The organism is Clostridiales bacterium, from assembly GCA_015243575.1.
Classification (GTDB): domain Bacteria; phylum Bacillota; class Clostridia; order Peptostreptococcales; family Anaerovoracaceae; genus Anoxybacterium; species Anoxybacterium hadale.
Map to the genome: position 1 here is coordinate 2,627,743 of CP042469.1, position 17,135 is coordinate 2,644,877.

At 44.2% G+C, this 17,135-nt stretch carries 19 protein-coding genes; all 19 read right to left on the reverse strand.

Translation table 11 applies throughout. The annotated features are described in order from the left end of the window. Window positions 1-9: 9 nt before the first annotated feature. The 19 genes from FRZ06_11620 to FRZ06_11710 all read right to left on the reverse strand — a co-directional run bounded on the left by FRZ06_11620 (window position 10) and on the right by FRZ06_11710 (window position 17,112). Complete coding sequence (locus FRZ06_11620; GenBank protein ID QOX63933.1) at window positions 10-798, reverse strand: ParA family protein; 789 nt, start codon at window positions 796-798, stop codon at window positions 10-12. A 77-nt stretch (window positions 799-875) separates the two neighbouring features. Next, a complete protein-coding gene (locus tag FRZ06_11625) occupies window positions 876-1,520 on the reverse strand; it encodes a PilZ domain-containing protein (protein ID QOX63934.1) in 645 nt (214 codons plus the stop codon). 33 nt (window positions 1,521-1,553) lie between these two features. Next, window positions 1,554-2,987 (reverse strand): DUF342 domain-containing protein, encoded by a 1,434-nt coding sequence (locus tag FRZ06_11630; protein ID QOX63935.1) that lies wholly within the window; start codon window positions 2,985-2,987, stop codon window positions 1,554-1,556. A gap of 195 nt (window positions 2,988-3,182) precedes the next feature. Continuing rightward, entirely contained in the window at window positions 3,183-3,935 is a 753-nt protein-coding gene (locus FRZ06_11635; GenBank protein QOX63936.1) for a flagellar hook-basal body protein, read from the reverse strand. Window positions 3,936-3,984: 49 nt separating this feature from the next. Next, window positions 3,985-4,749, reverse strand: coding sequence for a flagellar hook-basal body protein (locus FRZ06_11640; GenBank protein ID QOX63937.1), 765 nt, complete (start codon window positions 4,747-4,749; stop codon window positions 3,985-3,987). An 11-nt stretch (window positions 4,750-4,760) separates the two neighbouring features. After that, complete coding sequence (locus tag FRZ06_11645; GenBank protein ID QOX63938.1) at window positions 4,761-5,528, reverse strand: FliA/WhiG family RNA polymerase sigma factor; 768 nt, start codon at window positions 5,526-5,528, stop codon at window positions 4,761-4,763. Between the two features lie 38 nt (window positions 5,529-5,566). Continuing rightward, window positions 5,567-7,627: a flagellar biosynthesis protein FlhA gene (gene flhA / locus FRZ06_11650; protein QOX63939.1), complete on the reverse strand. Its 2,061-nt coding sequence runs from the start codon at window positions 7,625-7,627 to the stop codon at window positions 5,567-5,569. Continuing rightward, window positions 7,624-8,694: a flagellar biosynthesis protein FlhB gene (gene flhB / locus FRZ06_11655; GenBank protein ID QOX63940.1), complete on the reverse strand. Its 1,071-nt coding sequence runs from the start codon at window positions 8,692-8,694 to the stop codon at window positions 7,624-7,626. The genes flhA and flhB overlap by 4 nt, the downstream gene beginning before the upstream one ends. A gap of 30 nt (window positions 8,695-8,724) precedes the next feature. Next, window positions 8,725-9,492, reverse strand: a complete 768-nt coding sequence (locus tag FRZ06_11660) for a flagellar biosynthetic protein FliR (GenBank protein QOX63941.1) — start codon at window positions 9,490-9,492, stop codon at window positions 8,725-8,727. Between the two features lie 48 nt (window positions 9,493-9,540). After that, window positions 9,541-9,807: a flagellar biosynthesis protein FliQ gene (gene fliQ, locus FRZ06_11665; GenBank protein ID QOX63942.1), complete on the reverse strand. Its 267-nt coding sequence runs from the start codon at window positions 9,805-9,807 to the stop codon at window positions 9,541-9,543. A 16-nt stretch (window positions 9,808-9,823) separates the two neighbouring features. Next, window positions 9,824-10,477, reverse strand: a complete 654-nt coding sequence (gene fliP, locus FRZ06_11670; GenBank protein ID QOX63943.1) for a flagellar type III secretion system pore protein FliP — start codon at window positions 10,475-10,477, stop codon at window positions 9,824-9,826. 2 nt (window positions 10,478-10,479) lie between these two features. Beyond that, window positions 10,480-10,839: a flagellar biosynthetic protein FliO gene (locus FRZ06_11675; GenBank protein ID QOX63944.1), complete on the reverse strand. Its 360-nt coding sequence runs from the start codon at window positions 10,837-10,839 to the stop codon at window positions 10,480-10,482. A gap of 18 nt (window positions 10,840-10,857) precedes the next feature. Next, a complete protein-coding gene (locus FRZ06_11680) occupies window positions 10,858-11,217 on the reverse strand; it encodes a response regulator (GenBank protein QOX63945.1) in 360 nt (119 codons plus the stop codon). Window positions 11,218-11,248: 31 nt separating this feature from the next. Next, window positions 11,249-12,502 (reverse strand): flagellar motor switch phosphatase FliY, encoded by a 1,254-nt coding sequence (gene fliY, locus FRZ06_11685; protein QOX63946.1) that lies wholly within the window; start codon window positions 12,500-12,502, stop codon window positions 11,249-11,251. Continuing rightward, window positions 12,499-13,509, reverse strand: coding sequence for a flagellar motor switch protein FliM (locus FRZ06_11690; GenBank protein ID QOX63947.1), 1,011 nt, complete (start codon window positions 13,507-13,509; stop codon window positions 12,499-12,501). The genes fliY and FRZ06_11690 overlap by 4 nt, the downstream gene beginning before the upstream one ends. An 11-nt stretch (window positions 13,510-13,520) precedes the next feature. Continuing rightward, window positions 13,521-14,333, reverse strand: coding sequence for an OmpA family protein (locus FRZ06_11695; GenBank protein QOX63948.1), 813 nt, complete (start codon window positions 14,331-14,333; stop codon window positions 13,521-13,523). 72 nt (window positions 14,334-14,405) lie between these two features. Next, window positions 14,406-15,236 carry a motility protein A gene (locus tag FRZ06_11700; GenBank protein ID QOX63949.1) on the reverse strand — a complete coding sequence of 277 codons (831 nt, stop codon included), beginning with the start codon at window positions 15,234-15,236 and terminating at the stop codon, window positions 14,406-14,408. Between the two features lie 26 nt (window positions 15,237-15,262). Further along, a complete protein-coding gene (locus FRZ06_11705; protein ID QOX63950.1) occupies window positions 15,263-15,457 on the reverse strand; it encodes a flagellar protein FlbD in 195 nt (64 codons plus the stop codon). A gap of 158 nt (window positions 15,458-15,615) precedes the next feature. After that, window positions 15,616-17,112: a flagellar hook-basal body complex protein gene (locus FRZ06_11710; GenBank protein ID QOX63951.1), complete on the reverse strand. Its 1,497-nt coding sequence runs from the start codon at window positions 17,110-17,112 to the stop codon at window positions 15,616-15,618. Window positions 17,113-17,135: the final 23 nt, after the last annotated feature.

Genomic DNA, 17,135 nt, shown 5'->3' on the forward strand with positions numbered 1-17,135 from the left:
TGTTCCGTTTTATTGCTTTTCTTCGCCATCCAGTTTCATTCCCTTCTGAGTAATCAACTCATCAACAAGCTGACGATAGTCCTTTGTCGTATTCGCCCTGGGTGAATATTTATATACGCTTTCTCCGTGGGCCGGTGCTTCCGCAACGGAAACAGAGGAACGAATTTTCGTTTTAAATACTTTTGTATCCAATTCTTTGGCTATGATTTCAGCCATTTCTTCCACATCTTTTGTCAGAATTCTACGTCTATCGTATTTATTCAAAAGAATGCCTAATACTTCAATCTTTGGATTATAAATCCCCTTTACCAATTCAATGGTCTCTCTCAGCTGTGAAATTCCAAGGAGACTTAATATTTCCGGAATCATGGGGATAATGATATTGTCTGTAGCGGTATATGCGTTAACCGTTAGGATATTGAGCGCCGGCGGTGTATCGATTACGATATAGTCATAATTCCCTCTGACTGGAGCGATGCCATTCTTCAGCAGATATTCTCTTCCAAGCTGAGAAAACTCCAGTTCTGCTCCGCTGAGAAGAATATTGGATGGGATAATATCAATGCCTTGATTTCGCTGGATTACCTGCTCAACAGGCACAGTCCCCTTCATCAGCTCATATACTGTTGGACTGTTGTCTATTTCTGCGCCAAGACAAAATCCCAAATTACCTTGAGGGTCAAGATCGATCGCCAGAATCTTATAGCCCTTCTCCGCTAAACCGCTGACTACAGCACTCGCTGTGGATGTCTTACCCACCCCGCCTTTTTGATTTGTTATCGCAACTGTTTTGGACATCAGCCCCGCCTCCATTCGTCATTTTCATGTTATGGAAAATACCAACAAGATTTGTATCCAAATCAGTCTGTACTCCCCTAATTTATATCATCGCTCATTCGCGTCAGTCTTCTGTGATTTTCAAGCTGCTTTTTAAATACGTATTCACAGAGTACTCGTTCCTCTTCTCCTCCGATTTCAAGGAACCTGCAGCCATATTTGAATCGATAGCCCCCGAAATGTCCTCTTTCTTTTCTGAGGATTTCCGCCCGAGCAATAAAGCCCGGCTTTATCATGCTGAAATCAATGGTTACAATTTGTTTTTTCAGCAGCGTACGATTGGAAAAAAATGCTACGCCTCCGAGACTGATATCTCTGGTTTGTATCCCTTCGTCGATCAGATAGGATCGTTTTCTCTTTCCCTTTGAATAAGCCCTAAGGAGCTTTGTTTTTAAGTCTGCCTTTACTTTTAAGTAGGTTCTTCTTTCCTGCTTCCCGTCAGTTTTAATAATGTCCAGATTGACTTGAGATGTCGTGGAAAGAGTAACCCTTCCGCTCATGAAAACAACTCCGTCTTTTAAATATCCTGCTATGTCCACTACAGATTTATGAGGAACCAAATCAAAGTCTTCCCCCCTCAGTATGATCCTGTTGTCAAGAACACTGATATTATTGGAGGAGACCGTCGATTGTCCCTCAGAGTAAAATACACTGATTTTTATATAAGAACTATTTTCCGTCAAGCTGTTCTCACCTCACATTTCAGGATCGATTATCTATAGCATACCGTGAACAATACTTCCCTCACTCCAAAATATCCTGCAATGCTCTATGTTGTCAAGTTCAAAGTGGAACCGTTCCTCACCAAAACTGATCTTTACCCCCTGGTAGATCTTTCTTTTACATAAAACCGCGCCGGGAAATTCCATTGTCCATTCTTTTTCAAGCTGTTGAATCTGTGAATTCAGCAGTTCTATTTTATCTTTCAGCGTCATTATCTGCCTCTTCGCTGTGGATAACTGCTCCATTACAGATTCTCCCGCACCCATTCTGGATTGGCTAAGCTTTGCGGTATTCTCAGCCAGCTGCTGCAATCTGACACCAAGCTCGTCTCTTTGATTCACCAGCTTTTCTATCGATTCCGTATCCATAATTTTTACGCCTAATACTTCAATTTTTGTAGCTCTTTCACTAGCTGTTCCAATGTCTTTCGCACGAAGCTGACCAAGAACTTTGATCTCTCCTCCAGCGATAAGCTCTCTGCTTCCGGCTAGCTCAATATTTCCCATACAGGTCACATTGCTGTCGATAATATAGTCGGCATTGATGTTTCCTTCTACATGAATCTTTGCGTGCTCAATGTATTTACATTTCAAATTTCCGCCCACAAAAATCCTAAATTGTCCTCCGCCGTTGATCCCATTTGAAATATGAACGTTTCCTGCAGCTTCAATATCCGCATCCTCCACCACACCCTTGATGATGACATTGCCGCCGGATTTCACAGAAAATCCGTCACAAACATCACCTTCAATGGTAACATCGCCGGAGAATTTAATATTTCCAGTGAGCTGATCCACGCTGGACTTAACTTTCAGCATGTCATTTACATCCACAGAATCCCGAAGGAACCGAATGACACCATCGCAATCTGCCACAAGCTGGGTATTGTTCTCAATCAGATGGGTATTCTTCCCAACAGGCGATCCTGCGGGTCTGCCGCTTCTGGAGGGCACAATACCGCCAAATATATTTTTTCCGTCAACGCCTTCTGTCTCTTTTTTGATCTCGGCAAGAACCTGCCCTTGGCTAACAATCTGAAAATAGTCAAGATTCTTATAATCAATGGCACCTTCAAGATTATACTCAGGATGATATTCAGAATCTCTTTTTACAAAGTATGTAATTTGCCCATCTTCCCCGTCCACCGGAGGAACTCCTTTGGCAACTTCAATCCTGATATTATAGATGGGTCTTGCTGCCAGCTTTTCTACGGAGGTTTCTTTGATGCCATATATGATTTTATTCATCTGCAAGGCTTCCATAAGCTGCTCTTGGGTCACCGGATCAGGATCTGGACATTGCTTGATCATTTTGATATAGCCTGTCATCCCATCATCACTGGAACTGGCCTCAATTAACGTCACCGGTTTACTCTGGGGAATTTCTTCCTCATTCAGATTGTTTTGCGAAGTTTCAACTTGGTTCATTTTCCTCTCCTTACCTTGATCGAGCAGTTTTTTGAGGGTCTCTTGCAATAGAACGCGGGGAAACTGCTGTTTGAAAATCAAATAAACGATTCAGCTGCATGATTTTTCCTGTTAATTGATGATAGCACAGATTTCGATCATATTGCACTAAAAGTTTCGATGAAACTAAACGAATCGTCAACTGATGTTAAGGTATTAGCGGAGCTGGTTGATAATTTTTTCCATCTCGTCGGCTGTTTGTACAATTTTAGAGCCAAAGGAGAATCCCTTGGAGGCTTCGATCATCTTTACAAGTTCTTGCGCAATCTGTACTCTGGATCCTTCCAGAAAGCCGCTCTTTACAGCAGGTGTCTCCATTGCCTCGGCCTCTCCTGAAGCTTCCGTCTCTCTGTATTGATTTCCTCCAATGACCTCAAGGCTATATTGGTTTGGAAAGGTATAAACACCGACCATAGAAGCTTTAAAGCCTCCCTCTGTAACAGTATTTCCATTTGAATCTTTTTTCGTTGTAGTTTCTGGAACAACGATCCGTTCGCCGTCCGCATCCAGCACGTAGTTTCCTGCCGAATTCACCAGGTATGCCTCTGAATCATCCAAACTCACTTTAAAACTGCCATCCCGACTGTAGGTAAGGCTGCCATCCTCACGATTTTCAATAGCGAAAAATCCGTCTCCCATAATGGCGCAGTCCATAGGCTGATTCGTATTTTGCAAATCACCCTGGTTGAAATCCGTACCGGTTTTCTCAACCCTTACACCATGTCCGGTCTGAATATAATTATTCTCACCGCCTCCTCCATAGAGGCTTTGATACATCAGTGCAGAGAAAGCTGCCTGCTGCGGCTTAAATGCCGTAGTATTGACATTGGCAATATTATTTGCGATCGTATTGAGATTTGTCTGCTGGCTTATGACACAGGATGTCCCTGAATAAAATCCTCTGATCATGTATTTTTCTCCTTATATTATACTAACAGTTGAAATCGATCCAATCGATCTAACCGATCTTTCCGATCTGATTGACGGCGATCTGATTAATCGCATCATACATCTTTACGATCTGGGTACAAGCCTGATAATGACTTTGCCCTGCGATAAGCCGGCTCATTTCCTTTGCCATATTGATGTTGGACTTTTCAACGGTTCCCTGCATTAAGTAATAGTTTTCCGTCTCAGCCTGATCATAAGCCTCATCCTCTACAGTAAAGACACCTGGTCCTACGCTTTTCAGAACCGCATCTTCATCGGGTACCGCAATATACAGACTATCCGCTTCTTCTCCATCAACGCTGATCACACCTGTTGGGCCTACGGTAAAGCTGCTGTTCGCTAAATTAATAGAGCTCTCACCGTCATTCAGTACCTTCCCTACTCCGGGAAGATAAAGATCTCCATCACCGTCGATTTCAAACTGACCGTTTCTCGTCAGCACCGGTCCGTAGGTCTCACTCTCGACAAGAAAGAAACCATTCCCATTAATCGCCATATCGACAGGTCTTCCTGTAGATTCCAGGCTGCCCTGCGTGAAGTCTGTCTCTTCCGAGCTGTTGATTGTGATAAATGCACCAGGCCCGATATTGCTGTTTGAAACACCGTCCAGCTTGCTCATTCTCGCTACCAGATGCTCTCCAAAACTGGATTCCACCGTAACGCTGCTTTTATAACCGGCAGTGGAGGCATTGGAAATATTGTTTGCAATTGTATTCATTGCTTTCTGCCGAGTAAAGACTCCGGCAGCTGCAGAGTAAAAACCTCTTACCATAACGAGCCCTCCTAATAATTATTTAATCGATTTTTCATCTTAATGATTGCTGCGGAATGGATTTGAGACACTCGGGATTCTGTGATGCTCATTACTTCCGCAATTTCCTTTAGTTTCAAATTTTCATAGTAGTATAGAGATACAACCAGCCGTTCTTTTTCGTTGAGCTGATCGATGGCTTCCATAAGTTTTTCTTTCAGTTCATCATACAGCAGCCCTGCTTCCGGCGTTTCCTTATCACTTTCATTTACGATGAGAGGAGACGCGATCATCATCTTTTCATTGATGGCTTCTTCATACGACAGAATGATGGAGTTATGTCTCTGCTGCAGAATTTTATCCAGATTGGTAAGGGTTACCCCCATCTTATCTGCCATTTCCTGCTTGGTGGGCTCATATCCACGCTCAGCATACAGTTCGTTATAGATTTCATCCAATTCTTTGGATAGGTTTCTCTGGTTTCTCGGAACCCAGTCCTGCTTTCGCATAAAGTCGATAATCGAACCCTTTATCTTGAGAGAAGCAAAGGTTTCAAATTTATTGCCCATATCAGGATCGAATTTTTCTACGGCATCAATCAGTGCGATGATCCCCTGATTTACCATGTCGTCCAGCTGACCAAAATTGCTGTAACTTCCCTTGAATCTCAGAACGATTTTCCTGACAAGATTGGTATATTGTAACACAATTTCATTTCTTGCTTCAATGCTTTTATTCCGTTTATAACAGTCCCACAGCCGTAGGAGCTTATCGTCTTCATTCACTTCAGCAGAATACATGAAACCTCACCTCTTTTCCTGAAAATCTTGTATTTTCACTAATCTTTTATCTGAATAATACCAATGGCCTGAATCTGTATATTGGTGTCAATTTCATTAAAGGACAGTACCGTAAGATTCGGCAAAAACTGGTCTATCAGTCGTTTAAAATAAATTCTAACAATGGGCGATGTGAGAATCACCGGTTGATGCATCAGGTCTTTTACTTTTTCAATCTGCTCCGACGCACCTTCTACAATCCGCTGCACCACCTGCGGTTCAATGGCAAGGTAGGTGCCGTGTTCACTTTTCTTTGCAGAGCTAAGGATTGTATTTTCTATGGTCTGGTCGAGGGAGATCACCTTGATGCTGGCTCCGTCGGTATATTTTCTTGTAATCGTACGTTTCAGCTTCTGTCTCACATATTCCGTCAGCAGGTCGGTGTCTTTGATTGCAACTCCTTGATCGCCAAGGGTTTCCAAAATACTCTCCATATCCCTGATGGGGATGCCTTCCTTCAGAAGGTTCATGAGGATCTTTTGAAGATCTGAAACGCTGATGACTCCCGGGATTACATCATCTACAATAGCCTGGTTTGCCTTTGACGCGTTCTGCAGAAGGATATTAATGTCCTGTCTGCTGACAAGCTCGTGAATATGCTTCTTGATCATCTCGGACAAGTGGGTTACGATAACCGACAATGCGTCAATTACTGTGTAGCCATAAACCTCAGCCATCTCTCTTTCGTTTTCCGTGATCCATTTTCCTGGGATTCCGTAGGCGGGCTCGATGGTGTCAATCCCCTCGATAGGGCCGGTACAATTCCCCGGGTCAAGGGCCAGATAATAATCAACCAGGACTTCTCCCCGTGCTACCTCTTCTCCTTTGATCTTGATCAGGTACTGGTTTGGGTTAATCAGCCCGTTGTCGCGAAGCCGAACGGTGGGAACAACAACGCCCATTTCCATGGCAAACTGCTTCCGGAAAATGACGATTCGATCGATAAAGCTGCCTCCGCTGCCTTCATCAACCAGTGGCAGCAAAGAATAACCGAATTCCATTTCAATGGGTTCCACTCCCAAAAGGTTGTATACATTATCAATATTGCGATAAAAGTTCGCTTCGTTGCTCTCCTCTTCGAGGAACTCCTGCATTTCGGTGACTTCTTCCTTTTTCTGCTGCACCGTAGCAGAACGCATTAAGCTGATCCCTAGTGCGATGAGAACAAAGGCCAGCACCGCGATCTGAATCACCGGAGCACCGGGTATCAGGCACATCGCCAGGATGACAATTCCTGAAATCAAAAGCACTTTCGGCTGTGACATGAACTGCTTCCTAACATCCTCATTGAGATTACTTTCGGATGCTGCTCTCGTAACGATCATGCCTGTGGCTGTTGAGATCATAAGCGCAGGCAACTGGCCGACAAGACCGTCGCCTACCGTTGCAATGGAGTAAACGGCAAGGACCTGTGTAAAGGACATTCCCCCCTGGATCATACCGATGATCGTTCCTGCAATAAGGTTTACCATGGCGATGATGATCGATGCGATGGCATCGCCTTTTACAAGTTTCGTAGCTCCATCCATTGCTCCGTAAAATTCTGCTTCTCTTTGGATGTATTTTCTTCTTTCTCTTGCTTCCTGTTCGTTGATCAAGCCTGAGCTCAGGTCGGCGTCGATTGCCATTTGTTTTCCTGGCATCGCATCCAAAGTAAATCTCGCAGATACTTCCGCAATTCTCTCTGCACCCTTTGTGATAACGATAAACTGAACAATTACGATAATAATAAATACGATAAATCCTACAATTGCATTGCCGCCCAGTACGAAATTACCAAAGGTTGCAATTACCTGTCCAGCTTCTCCTCCGTTTGAAAGTATCAAACGGGTGGATGAGATGTTCAGCGCCAGCCGAAGCAGAGTTGTGATGAGCAGGAGGGAAGGGAATATGGAAAAATCAAGAGGCCCTCCAATGAACATCGTCGTAAGCAGAATGATTAGTGAGATTGTGATGCTTATGATGAACATAAAATCCAAAAAAAACGGAGGCAAAGGGATAATGATCAGTGCCACTATCATGACAACAAATAACACCACTACATTTTTTAGAAATTTCATACTGCTTTTTTACCTTTTTCTCTCGTGCTGTATACCCAAGCCATGAGTTCTGCCACAGCCTGATACAGCTCAGCCGGGATATAAGAGTTTACTTCAACGGTTTCATATAAGCTTCTTGCCAGAGGCTTATTTTCCGTGATCAGGATATGATGTTTTTCTCCAGCAGCGATAATCCGCTTGGCCATATGATCCTGCCCTTTTGCAAGAACCATGGGTGCCATATCCTTTTCCAGGTCATATTTTAAAGCCACCGCAAAATGGGTGGGGTTTCTTACAATAACATCAGCGTTTGGAACCTGCTGAATCATTCGATTCATACTCATTTTCCGCTGCTTTTCTTTGATCTTGCCCTTGATAAACGGATCGCCTTCTGTTTGTTTATATTCGTCCTTTACCTCCTGCTTCGTCATTCTCAGCTTCTGCTCGTAATCAAATTTCTCATATGCGAAATCCAATACCGCCACTGCGACGAAGATCAGGCAAATCTTATAGACGATGGACATGATTCGGTCAAGCATGAATGAAATACTTTGATCAAAGCTGGTATGTAAGAGATCCGGGGTTACCACCAGAAGATCCTGAATGCTGGTATAAATAATCCAGAGGATAACAGCTACTTTGATCAGTGACTTCACAAGCTGAACAACAGACCTTACGGAAAACATCCGTTTGAATCCCTGAAGCATACTGATTCTGTTATATTTAAATTTCAGCAGTTCACCAGATACCAGGAAGCCTGTCTGCGCTCCTGTCATTACAACCCCTGTGACCGTGAGCACAATGAGAATCGGCACTGTTGAAAGGAAGAATACAACCATGGATTCCCTCATGATTTGAAGCGCACCAGGAATGGAAAGTGCGTAAAGGCCGCTCATCTTCTGAAGCTCGCTGACGTATAGCTCTCTGATCTGTGAGACAATAAAGCTGCCCAGCTTGCTGACGAGGATGAAGCCGATAACGATGGTGGCTATGCTGACCACATCTCTGCTTTGAAACGCATTTCCCTTTTTCCGTTCGTCCTTCTTTTTTTTCGGGGTCGCTTTTTCGGTTTTATTCGTTTCCGCCAACGTGATCCCCCCTTTCCCGGATTACCGCTTTTACATAAAGTATAAAAGAACCTTTTCCAGCCGCTCCAGCATGATCATATTCAGCTTGCCCATGAAATGGACCAATACCGGTATGATTGTTATTATGACGATCATACCAACGATCAGTTTGAGCTGCAGATTTACGACAAAGACGTTAATATTGGGAACGACTCTCATCAGGATTCCCACAGCCATCTCAACCAAAATCTCAGTAACGACAACAGGCAAAGCCAGCTGAAGAGAATATACCAATATATATCCAAAAAGTTCTACAAAATAGACTCCGATCTTTCCGCTCATTCCGCCGACGCCTATAGGCACGACCAGAAAGGATTTAATCGCAATGGCCAAAAGATTAATATGACTGTTGGTAATAAAGAACAACAGTGTATACATAATCGTCAGCAGATTTCCGCTGATAGAAATCTGTGAATTGCTGGTGGGGTCATACATCTGCGCCATACTGACACCCATCTGAAGGTCGATGAGCTCTCCTCCGATATGAAAAATAGAGAGAAAGAGCTGAACAGCAAACCCCAATGCCAAACCCACTGCTAATTCCTTGGTTATTGTAAGCAGCATATCGATGATTGTGTAATCAGCAACCTGGAGATCCAGCATCCCGTAGGATGCATTCAGTGAAATTCCCAGGGCCAAGCCGATTTTCACCATGGTCGGAATATTTCTCCTCCCAAAAATCGGGTTAAAGAAGATTACGCCAGCCATTCTGCAGCTAGTAAACAAAAAGATATAAAAGCTATTTAAATCACTTAACAACCCAGTCCCCCATACGCATCCCTTGCGGAATTATCATCGTGTTCTTAGCTATATGGATGTGCCAATGAACTCAAAGATCCGGTTTACCAGGTCTACCATCTGCTGAAGCATCCATCCTCCGAAAACCACTAAAATCAGTGCAATGACAATCAGCTTCGGTACAAAGGTCATGGTCTGTTCATTAATGGAAGTCGCTGCCTGTATGATCGAAATAAACAGGCCTACCAATATGCTTACAATTAGGATTGGAGCTGCGACCTTGAAACCGGTTAAGACGGCATCTCTGAATATTTCTGTTAATTGTATCGTATTCATTTCGTTGCTCCCTTCCTCAGTTATACGTCATTACAAGGGTTTTAATCAGGAGACCCCAACCATCTACCACCACGAAGAGCATCACCTTAAAAGGAAGTGCTATCATAACCGGCGGGAGCATGATCATTCCCATGGACATCAGTGTACTGGCTACGATCAGATCGATGACCAGAAATGGGATGAACAGCAGGAAGCCGATTAGAAAAGCCCGCTTGAGTTCGCTGGTCATAAATGCCGGCACGACAATATGCAGCGGCAGATCAGTTCCCTCCAGTGCAGAAATTTCCTCGTTGGCAGATAGGTTTTTAAAAAGCTGTACTTCGGTGCTTGTGGTCTGTTTTAGCATAAATTCCTTCATTGGAACGGCGGCTCTGTCTAGAAACTCTTGTGTTTCGATCAAACCATCATTATATGGCTGAAGCGCAGTCTCATTAACCTGTGACAGCACCGGCTGCATGATAAAAAAGGTGATAAACAGAGCAAGGCCAATCAATACCTGATTTGGCGGAGTCTGCTGAAGACCCAGTGCATTTCTTAAGAAGGAAAATACGATGATGATTCTGGTAAAGCAGGTCATCATTAACAATAAAAAGGGCGCGAGGCTGATCATCGTCATGATGATGATCATTTTAACCACATCGGAGCCCTGTCCGTTGATGATGAATTCCATAGCTAGTCAACACCTTTCCATTTCTTGAGAATATCGGCAAAGCTTTTTAGGCCATCGGCACCAACCAGCCCTTTCAGACCCTCTCCTCGTTCATGATCCGCAAGCGAAATATTTTGCTCAAGCTGCATCAAAATCTGTACATTCTGGTCGCTTACCCCCATCAGGTACTGGCTTCCATTGATTTCCACGATGAGAAGGGAACCGGTTTTACTGACCACTAGTCTGTCAATTACCTTGATATGTCTTCCCCCCGCAATGGGGCCCATGCGCTTAGCATACCATCTGCTGGCATAATAAGTAAGAAGTATGATGCAAACTGTGCCGATCAAGGCGAACAGCATCGAAATAATATCTCCTATCAAAGTTCACGCCTCCACGGATTATCCAAGTACGTTTTTGACCGTCTGGATCAGCCTTTCCGGTTTGAATGGTTTTACAATAAAGTCCAGTGCACCCAGTTTAATGGCTTCTACAACCATGCCTTCCTGACCCATAGCGGAGCACATGACTACTTTCGCCTGAGGATTGATTTGCTTGATCGCCTGAAGAGCCTGAATCCCATCCATAACCGGCATGGTGATATCCAGCAGAACCATATCCGGATTGTTTTCTGTATATTTGGTTACCGCATCCTGTCCGTCTCCTGCTTCAAGAAAATCGGTGTATCCCGCCTTTTTGAGATTGTCTTTTACCATCATTCTCATAAAAGCTGCGTCGTCAACTATCAAAATTTTTGCCATCTTCATTTACCTCTCTTGTTTTAATTATCTGTTATTTATTTGCTTCGGCGTTGGTATCCTTCGCCTTGATGATTTCGGTTATTCTTACGCTGTAGTTATCGTCTACAACGACAACGTCTCCCTTTGCGATCAGGCGCCCGTTGGCTACTACGTCAACCTGGTCACCGGCTTGCCTGTTCAGCTCCACAATATTCCCAACGGTAAGCTCTGCGATATCCTTGATCTTCTTTTTCGTCTTCCCTAGTTCTACGGTAATTTGAACCGGAACAGACATAATCAGCTCAAGGTTATTGTCATCGATACCGAGTTCGGCAGCCTTTTGTGCAACCCCAAGCGGTTTATAGTTATAGGGGGTTGCCTGAACTTGTTGTTTGGGAGCCTGGTCAACCATAGCAACTCTTGGATCCATATACATCTGCTGCGCCGCCGGCTCTCCGTAATACATCGGTTGCTGATAAGACATCTCCTGCATCGGCTGCATGGATGGCTGTGGTGCGTAAGGTGCCTGGGGCGCGGTCTGTCCAGGCGGTGCCTGGGGAACGTGTGCGCTTTGAGCAGCATATGCTGCAGGTGCCGGAGCTGGTGCTGCCTGCGCTGCTGCAGGCGCAACGGACGCCGGTTGGGACGAATCTGCATGGCCTGTCTCAGAAACACTTGCTTCAATATCCGCAGCTTCATCTTCCATCGCGCTGGCTCCAAGAGACATCTTTACTATTTTTTTCGCCAGCTGCGGATCCATAGCGCTGATAAATTCGCTGTCCACCAATCCATCAATACTGAGATTAAATTTGATGCTTACAAGTGAATCTCCTGTCAGAGAGAAGATTGTTTTAACATTTTCTGTCGTATCCAAAATCTCTGGCGGAGAGATGTTGATGATCTGCCCTAAAAAGGATGCCAGTGCGCTGGCGGCTGAACCCATCATCTGATTCATGATCTCCGAAACGGCGCTCAGTCCAATTTCATCAAGCTCTACCATCTCTGCGGGATCCATGGAAAGAAGATTTCCGAGAATCTTCTTCAGATCCTCCTCTCTCAGCAGCAGGACATTGGTTCCGTCGATACCCTCGACATACTTTATCAGAACTCCTATCACTGGCTCCAGATAAGAAAATTCAAATTCCTCAATTCCCAGGGTTTCTATCCGCGGCGTTGTAATATTGACCTTTCTGTCCAGTATGGTGGACATCGCCGTAGCGCCCGCGCCCATACTGATATTCATTACTTCACCGATGACATCGATCTCCATCGGTGTCAGCTTGTAAATTTCATTGTCATTTGTCATCTGATATGGTCACTTCCTCTCTTAATCGGCTCCTTGATAGCGATGGCCCTCTTCTTGTTGTAAGAACCCATCTCTCCCCGGAACCATACGGTCTCTCCCACAGCCAGATCCACCATGGAGTTTTCAGGTTTGTTCAATTTAATGATGTCTCCGACTTCCAGATCGATCAAATCTCTTGACATAACCTCAATCGTACCCAGAATCGCTGTGATCTCCAGCTCTGACTGACTGATTTCGCTGAGGATATCTTTTTTTCTTTGAGCCTCCAGCAGTTGATCTCTTCGTTCTCTCTTTTTGCCTAGTGCATTCTTCATTCGGAACATGGTTTCCAGAGTCGTTGCAGGGATGCAGATATTCATTTTTCCCTGTGTCTCATTGAGCATAAAATTCATTACCACAATTACGACGTTTTCATCTGCGCTGATTCCCTGGAGAATCCTGGCATTTGTTTCAACCTTGATCATCCTGGGTGCTACCTCCAAATAATCAACCCAGACATTTTTCATAAGATTTACCATGCCACGCATCAGATGCTCGAGGATGCCGATTTCGATTTCCGTGTACTCACGATCTGCCTCTAAGGGTTTTCCTGAACCCCCAAGCAGCCTGTCGATACAGCAAAAACCGATGTCTTTCGAAATATCCATTAGCACCAGATCTTCTTCATTGTGATCTTCCTTCAGAGAAAAATCGATGGTGCCGATCAGCACTGAGTCTGGCAATGCATTATTGAACTCATAATATTGCTGTTCCTCTACCTCTATGATTTCTACAAGGGTATAGGTCTGCAGAATACCGGTGATATGTGAGGATAGGATTCTGGCATAGTTTTCATAAATGCTGTATAACAACTTTAGTTGTTCCCGTGTAAAAAGCTTCGGGCTTCTAAAGTCATAATCTTTCACCTTTTTCCCCGCATTTTGCTCCGGAGGTTCCATTTCCTTCGTACCGCTCGTCAAACTGCTCAGCAAGCTGTCAATCTGACTTTGGGAAAGAATTTCACTCATAATGCTATCTCCTACTCGTTGTCCTGTCCTGTACTTGTACCGTAATCAAGACTGTAAATTTTATCAAGCTCATCCTGAAGCGTATCTTGCTGCGCGATGAGGATCTCAACTCTCCTGTTCTTTGCCCTGTTCTCTTCAGAGTCGTTGGGCGCAACAGGCCGGTAGTATCCATATCCCACTGCCATCATCTTCGCAGGCTCATGGACGTAGCGGGTTTCCAAATATCTTAGTACCTCATTTGCTCTGTCTGTGGATAATCCTCTATTGTCCACCGTACTTGTGCCAGGCGCCGCTTCTGCGGTATGTCCGTCGATGCGGATAAATTTGATATAGGGTTCTACTTCACCAAGCGCTTTGCCTACATAATCAAGGATTTCTGTCCCACCAGGCCTCAGAACAGCCCGGTCTGCCTCAAAGAATAATGAGGACATAAACCTGACATAGACTAGATTTTTTCCCTTTTCTATCTGAACCGAATCTTGAAGGTTATTTTCATTCACATAAGCCTTGAGATAATCATACAGCTTATTCAGGTCATCTATTTTTTCACTTTCGCTCTGAGCATCCTGCTGAGCCTCATTCTGCTCTTCGCTATCTGATGATCCCCCTTGGTTGTCATTATCCGTGTTCATCTGTCGAATCTGCTCCAGCGTTGCAGGATCAGCGGTAAAAGCTTCCACCAGCATCCGGTATTTCTCCTGATCGATGGTGGACATCGAATAAAGAAGGATGAAAAATACCAGGATAAGGGTGATCATATCTGCGTAGGTATTGAGCCATGCATCTTTATTAACTTTATTACTTCTTCGTTTCCTGTCCATCATTTATCAACTTCCTTGTAATTTTCCAATAAGCACCGAGTTTCTGATTGATCATTTCTGATCTGCACTTTTCACTTATTCATTGCTCTTTCTTTTGAAGAGCCCTTTTCGCTCGCCGTCTGAACTTGGCGCTTTTTCATTCTCTTCCAGGAAATTTAATAGCTTTTCATGTATAAATTTAGGGTTCTCACCTTCCTTTATTGAAATTACCCCTTCTATGATCAACTCTTTGTAAAGTCTCTCTCTGTCGTATGCCATTTCAATTTTGTTAGCCATTGGGATAAATAAACAATTCGCCATTAAGGAGCCGTAGAACGTAGTAATCAGTGCTACAGACATATTTTCTCCCAGAACCTCAGGTCCTCCGTCTAAATTCATGGCCTTTAGCATATTAACAAGACCAATGAGGGTACCAATCATACCAAAGGCTGGAGCCAAAGCCGCTCCCATCTGGTAAAATTTAAGTTCTTCCTCAGTCCTCCGGTCTATATTAGCCATTTTTTGGTCAAACCAAATTTTAAGCTTATCGGAATCAATTGCGTCTACAATAAGCAGTACGCTCTCCTTTAGAAATTCATCCTCGAAGGTCAGTGCTTTTTCTTCTAAAGACAGCAAACCCTTTTTTCTTGCCTCTCTGGAGAGGTCCGTTATAATTTCTATGTATTCATAGGGATCCTTTTGATCCCTGCCAAAGATCAGTCTAAAATGCTTCGGCACGTTTTTGAAAGTTTTGAACGGAAAGGCTGCCAGCAATGCAAAACAGGTTCCTCCAAGAGTGATGAATATGCTCTGTCCGTTGATAAAATTTTGAATGAGGGCAAAACTGATGCCGTCGTCGGTAAAAACAATGCCGAAAACCAGTGCAAGTATAATTGCGATATAGCCTATCAGAACGCTGAATTCCATTTATAATTACTCCTTGTTGGTTTGGTTTATCTGCTGTAGATGCTCCTTTTAAAGGTTACAACTTTTGAGATCACTTCAGCGGAGCTTTCCGCCACAACAAAATGTTTGCCGTTGACAAGACGGATGGTAGTATCAGGCCGCTCCTCAATGGTCTCAATAAGCTCGCAGTTCAAGATGAATGTTTCATTGTTGTTCTTGTTCAATTTGGTAAGCTTAATCATGATTAATCTCTCGCTCCTTTTTTAGGGAAGCGCTGATTGATTCCATTCAATGACTGAATTCAATCAGCGTTTCCTGAATACAGTATTGTTCTTTTATTATGGTTATTCCAGTTAAGCGGGGGTTGCCTCCCGCTTAACCGGGAACTGCTTTTACTTTATTAACGCTTCATATTGACCAGCTCTGACAACATTTCGTCAGATACGGTGATCATTCTTGTATTTGCCTGGAAGCCTCTCTGCGTAATGATCATTTCAGTAAACTCTCGTGAGAGGTCAACGTTTGACATTTCCAAAGAACCAGCAAGGAAGTTACCTGTTCCGCCGCTTCCTGGAGTGGTTGCTACCGCTTCTCCGGAGTTGGTGGTTTCCACATAATAGCTTTCGCCGTCCTGAGAAAGACCGTCAGGGTTTGTAAACTTAACCGCTGCGATATGCGCGATCTTTTCCGGCTTACCTGCTCCAGGCCCTGCCGTACCGAGAACGGTATCTTTGAGATCATCAAAGTCCAGTGATCCAAAGGCTGCTGAATCAAGCTCAAGGGTAATGTCACCTGCCGTCAAAGTAGCCGTATCGCCGTTTAATGTGACAGTCCCGTTTATGGTAACCGGAGTACCTGCTTTATTGGTTGTGGTAAGGGTTACTGCAACGCTGTCAGGAACTACTGTACCAAGGGTAAGTGTACCAGTAGCAGGAAGTTTAACACCATCGGCTCCAGTTGCGTCAACTTCAACTGCAACAGTAGCGGTTCCTCCTGAAATGTCAGGTACTGAAAAAGTATAATCTCCATCGCCTGGCGTTCCTTCAGTACCGGTAATGGTCTTGGAAGCACCACTTTTATCTTTATAACTTAATACAACGTCTGTGCCATCGTACCCAATTGTTACTGGTCCCTGAATGTCTGCACCTGCTGGAAAACTGATCGTTCCTGTAAATGCCGTACCGTCAGTGTACTTCCCCTGCATCAATTTAACGTTAGCAGACGGTGTAGCAGATGAAATCGTTACGCTGCCTTTGTAAAGGGATGAGGAATTTAAGCTGGATGTTTTTACCCAGCTGGTTCCGGATCCAAGGGTCAGCGTGGGGTCACCCTCTTTAATAGCGGTAACTTCGCCGTTTTGACCAATTGCAATACCTGTATATTTATCCAATTCGGAGGGATCTACTTTGATTCCTACAAGATTCTGTACATTTGAGGTGCCGTCAGAATTCAGCTGTGCATTCTTGGTGGTTTCGTCTAAACGGAAGCCCAGAACCTGGTTTCCGTTTCGATCTACCAGATTTCCTGCCAGGTCAAAGCTCAAAACGCCGACTCTTGTATACTTGACTACGCCATCTCCTGTTTTAACAGGCAGATAACCGTCGCCGTTGATATATACGTCCAGTGCACGGTCTGTGGTTGCGCTTCCTGCACGGGTATTAATTACGTCAATAGAGCTGACTTTCGCACCGTAACCCAGCTGTGTGGGGTTGGTTCCTCCCCCATTTGTGGTAGGAGCGGAAGCTCCGTTAATTGTCTGGTAAAACACATCGGAGAAGGTCACACGGCTTGCTTTAAAACCATAGGTGTTTACGTTGGCGATGTTATTACCGATGACGTTCATTTTTGTCTGATGTGCTGACAGTCCTGAAACTGCAGAATACATTGATCCTAACATTTAAAATCCTTTCTGCGCCCGCG